5 protein-coding genes are annotated in these 4659 nt (G+C 66.0%); 2 read left to right on the top strand and 3 right to left on the bottom strand.

The features are described 5' to 3' along the window. Positions 1-68 precede the first annotated feature (68 nt). From bioH to bioB, 3 genes are read right to left on the bottom strand one after another with little or no spacing between them, the layout of a single operon-like run. Positions 69-842 (bottom strand): pimeloyl-ACP methyl ester esterase BioH, encoded by a 774-nt coding sequence (gene bioH / locus VF497_RS13855; RefSeq protein ID WP_330889693.1) that lies wholly within the window; start codon positions 840-842, stop codon positions 69-71. A gap of 5 nt (positions 843-847) precedes the next feature. Beyond that, on the bottom strand, positions 848-2047 hold the full coding sequence (gene bioF, locus VF497_RS13850; RefSeq protein WP_330889691.1) for an 8-amino-7-oxononanoate synthase: 1200 nt from the start codon (positions 2045-2047) through the stop codon (positions 848-850). A 46-nt stretch (positions 2048-2093) separates the two neighbouring features. Further along, entirely contained in the window at positions 2094-3107 is a 1014-nt protein-coding gene (bioB, locus tag VF497_RS13845) for a biotin synthase BioB (RefSeq protein WP_330889689.1), read from the bottom strand. 35 nt (positions 3108-3142) lie between these two features. Here bioB and VF497_RS13840 point away from each other — a divergent pair, with 35 nt between their 5' ends. Together VF497_RS13840 and VF497_RS13835 are read left to right on the top strand one after the other, a co-directional pair. Further along, positions 3143-3910: a ComF family protein gene (locus tag VF497_RS13840; protein ID WP_330889687.1), complete on the top strand. Its 768-nt coding sequence runs from the start codon at positions 3143-3145 to the stop codon at positions 3908-3910. Positions 3911-4051: 141 nt separating this feature from the next. Further along, positions 4052-4659, top strand: a 608-nt coding sequence (locus tag VF497_RS13835) for a sodium/proton-translocating pyrophosphatase (RefSeq protein ID WP_330889685.1), incomplete at its 3' end; no start/stop codon positions are given.

The raw sequence follows: 4659 nt of genomic DNA, 5'->3' as shown, positions 1-4659 counted from the left end.
ATGCGCCTCGTAGCTCGCCGCGGCACGGCCGAAGGCGTGGCGCACCTGGTGCGTGTCGAACGGCGGCGTCATGCGATGGCCAGCGTTGCCGAGAAATCGAAGATCGCCTCGGCGACTTCCCGCGGATGACTCAGGAATGGTGCATGGCCCGAATCAATTTCGACGTATTCGCCTTTGCCGTTTTGCCGTGAAGACCAGCGCATCGCCTCAGCATGGATCAGCCGATCGCGCCGACCCGCGATCCACAGATTCGGCATCGTCAACTCGACCACGCGTGCGCGCAGGTCGGAGGTTTCGAGTTCGCGCAAACCGTCGACAAGCACGCGCAGTGGCGGCTCGCCACGCTCGAACACGCGTGCCTTGAGATCGCGCAGCATCGACTGCGGATTCGGGCTGCCGATCAGCTCGAGCGCGAGAAATCCCTCGACGGTGGCGCGGTAGTCGCGTTCGAGCCCCTTCTCGAAACCCTCGAGCACCTTCGGCGCCATCGCATGCGACCAATCGGCGGCCGCGACGAAGCGCGGCGAGTTGGCGATTTCGACGAGACCGCGCACATGATCGGACCCATCGAGCGCCGCATGCAACGCGACGAGTCCGCCCATCGACCAGCCGACCCAGATCGCATTTCGCGGTGTCGATTCCGCAATACGCGCCGCCCAGGCGCGCGCGTCGACCGGCGCATCGTCGTCGCGACTGAAGCCATGCCCCGGCAGATCGACCAGATGCACGCGGAAGCGTTCGGCAAGCAGCGGCGTCAGCGGCGCGAAGATGCCGCAGTGCATAGCCCAGCCATGGATCAGGACGAGGTCGGGACCCGCGCCGACCGTTTCGATATGCAGCATGTCTTTCAACGATCCTTCTTTGTCGCGCGCTGCGCATGCGCGATCGCGCGCGCGAGGGCATTCAACAGTCTTTCCACGTCGGCTTCGTCATGCAGCGCCGAAAAGGTGATGCGCAGCCGCGCCTTGCCTTGCGCGACCGTCGGCGGGCGAATCGCCGGCACGAAATAGCCGTCGGCCTCCAGTCGTTGCGCGGCAGTCAGTGCAGCGCGGCTGGCACCGATCAGTACGGGCTGGATCGGCGTGCGCGAGTCGAGCAGGTAGATGCCGCGCTCGCCCGCACCGTGGCGGAAATGCGCGACGAGGCGTTGCAATTTGGCGCGCCGCCAATCCTCGAAGCGCGCGATGTCGACCGCCGCGCTCGTCGCCGCGGCGAGCGCAGGCGGCATCGCGGTCGTGTAAACATGCGTGCGCGCGAACTGGACGAGACCGTCGACCAATGCCTTGCTGCCGGCGACGAATGCGCCCGCAACGCCGAGCGCCTTGCCCAGTGTCGCCATCAGCACGGGCGCATCGTCCTGCTTCAGGTTCGCTTCGACCAGACTGCCTGCGCCTTCGTCGCCGAGCACGCCGAGGCCGTGCGCGTCGTCAACCATCAATGTTGCTCGCTGCGTTTTGCACAAGCCAGCAAGATCGACCAGCGGAGCGACATCGCCGTCCATGCTGAACACGCCGTCGGTGGCGAGCAGCGCGGCATTGCCCGCATTCGATTCGAGTTGACGTTTCGCACTGGCGGCATCAGCGTGCACATAGCGCTTGAGTGTCGCCCCGGACAACCGCGCGCCGTCGATCAGGCAGGCGTGATTGAGCTTGTCTTGCACGCAGATGTCGCCTTCCGCAAGCAAGGCCTGCAACGCGCCGAGGTTGGCCATGTAGCCGGTCGAAAACAGCAGAGCGCATTTGCGCCGCGTCCAGCCTGCGAGTTTTTCTTCGAGCGCCTCGTGCTCCTCGCGATGACCGCCGAGCAGATGCGCCGCGGTTGCGCCGACGCCCCATTGTTTCGCCGCGCGGATCAACGCGTCCTGCAGCGCCGGATGCTGGGCGAGGCCGAGATAGTCGTTGCTGGCAAAGTTGACGAGCACCTTGCCGTCGATCTGGATGCGCGTGCCGTCGACCGCCTCGACCTTGCGCAGGCGGCGCAGCAAATCCTGCCGCGCACGTTCGGTTTGAGCGACGGCAAGAGGTTCGATGAGATCAGGACGACTCATGTTTTTCGCTCGTCATTCCGATTCTCGGCAGAATGACGGCAATAGATTACGCGGCTTCGACAATATCCGCGTGCACCGTGCCCGGCTCCAGCTCGACCTGCATCGGCGCGATACCGAGCCGCGCGAACAGCGCCTGGTCGTGCTCGACATCGGGATTGCCGGTGGTCAGCAGCTTCTCGCCGTAGAAGATCGAGTTCGCGCCAGCGAAGAAGCACAAAGCCTGCAATTCGTCGCTCATTTCGGCGCGGCCGGCGGAGAGGCGCACCATAGAGCGCGGCATCAGGATGCGCGCGACGGCAATCGGGCGCACGAATTCGAACGGATCGAGCAGCGTGGTGCCGTTGAGCGGCGTGCCCGCGACTTGCACAAGGCGATTGATCGGCACCGACTGCGGATGCTCGGGCAGATTCGCCAGCGTGTGCAGCAGGCCCGCGCGCTGCTCGCGCGATTCGCCCATGCCGACGATGCCGCCGCAGCAGGTTTTCATGCCGGCGGCGCGCACGTTTTCCAACGTGTCGAGGCGATCCTGGTATTCGCGCGTGTGGATGATCTCGCCGTAGAACTCGGGCGCGGTGTCGAGGTTGTGGTTGTAGTAGTCGAGCCCGGCCGATTTCAGCTTCGACGCCTGCGGTGCACTGAGCATGCCAAGCGTGGCGCAGGTCTCCATGCCGAGCGCGCGCACCGCGCCGACCATTTCGGCGACTTTCTCCACGTCGCGATCCTTAGGCGAGCGCCAAGCCGCGCCCATGCAGAAGCGCGTCGCACCGGCGGCCTTGGCCTGCTTCGCCTTCTCCAATACCGCGTCGAGCGACATCAGTTTCTCGGCCTTCACCCCGGTCGCGTAGCGCGCGCTTTGCGGGCAGTATGCGCAGTCCTCCGGACAGCCGCCGGTCTTGATCGACAGCAGTGTCGACACCTGCACCGCGTTCGCGTCGTGATGCCTGCGATGCACATCATGCGCACGCGCGAGCAGGTCGTTGAATGGCAGGGCGAACAGGGCAAGCACTTCACTGCGGCTGACACGCTCGGCCGTCGGCATGGATTCGATCTTGGCGGACATCGGATTGTTTCGTTTGGGCGTAAACTTTTGGCAGTGTGAATACGGCCTTCTCCGCTGTCAACCCGAAAGCTTCGTCGAAAGTTGACGGGTTGTGGCGGCGCCTGCAATTCGCATTGCTGCCGCCGCACTGCCTGCTCTGCGGTGCACGCGGGGAAACCCTGCGCGACCTGTGTCGCGCTTGCCTAGCCGATCTCGCCCTGAACCGCATCGCCTGCGCGCGTTGCGCCCTGCCGCTGGCCGCGCCCGCCGCGTTGTGCGGCGAATGCCTGAAGAACGAGCCCGCGTTCGACGCGACGTTCGTACCGTATCTCTACGGCCATCCGCTCGATCTGCTGCTGACCAAACTCAAGTTCGGCCACAGCCTCGCCGCGGGCCGCGTGCTCGCCGAATTGTGGACTGCCGCGCTGCGCACGGCGCTGGGTGACGGCGCGATCGCCGCGCTGCCCGACGCGATCGTGCCCGTGCCGCTGCACTCCACGCGTCTGCGCGAACGCGGCTACAACCAGGCGCTGGAACTGGCCAAGCCGCTCGCGCGCGAGTTCGGTCTCGTGCTCGCGCCAGGACTCTTGCGCCGCACGCGCGCGACGGCGGCGCAGTCGGACCTCGATGCCGTCGCGCGCCGCAAGAACCTGCGTGGCGCATTCGAAGTCGACGCGGACCACGCGATGCCCGCCCACGTCGCCCTGCTCGACGACGTGATGACGACCGGCACGACCCTGCGCGAAGCCGCGCGCACACTCAAGCGCGCCGGCATCGCGCGCGTCGACGTCTGGGCGCTGGCGCGCGCGCCGCATCGGCACTGACAGCGATACCACAACGCGCGATCCGCAGAGTTTGCGCAGCGCAGCTACCCATCGCGTCGTGGCTGGGTATACTCGGGGCAAGCTTTTCCGTACCGCCCCATCGTTGTTTCCACCCATCAGCCTGTTTCTAGGGAGAAAGGCATGTTGCAACAATACGGTTACTGGATCGCGCCCATCTGCGCCTTGCTCGCAATCGTCTACGGCGTCTGGTCGCGAAGTTGGATTCTGGCCAAGCCTGCCGGCAACGAACGCATGCAGCAGATCGCCGCGGCGATCCAGGAAGGCGCGCGTGCCTATCTCAACCGCCAGTACACGACGATCGGCATCGTCGGCGCGGTGCTGTTCGTGGTCATCGGCTTCGCGCTGGGTTGGGCGACGGCGATCGGTTTTGCGATCGGCGCGATCCTCTCGGGCGCGACCGGTTTTATCGGCATGAATGTTTCCGTAGCCGCCAACGTGCGTACGGCGGAAGCGGCGCGCTCAGGGCTTGCCGCCGCGCTCGACGTCGCCTTCCGCGGCGGCGCGATCACCGGCATGCTCGTGGTCGGTCTCGGCCTGCTCGGCGTCGCCGGCTACTACCTCGCCCTGCTGCATTTCGGTTTCGACACGACGCATGCGCTGCACGCGCTGGTCGGCCTCGCGTTCGGCTCGTCGCTGATCTCGATCTTCGCCCGCCTCGGCGGCGGCATCTTCACCAAGGGCGCCGACGTCGGTGCCGACCTCGTCGGCAAGGTCGAAGCGGGCATTCC

It is taken from the genome of Rudaea sp., from assembly GCF_036383415.1.
GTDB lineage: Bacteria > Pseudomonadota > Gammaproteobacteria > Xanthomonadales > Rhodanobacteraceae > Rudaea.
The sequence above is the reverse complement of the archived record's forward strand: the minus strand, read 5'-3'. Positions and strand labels throughout refer to the sequence as shown.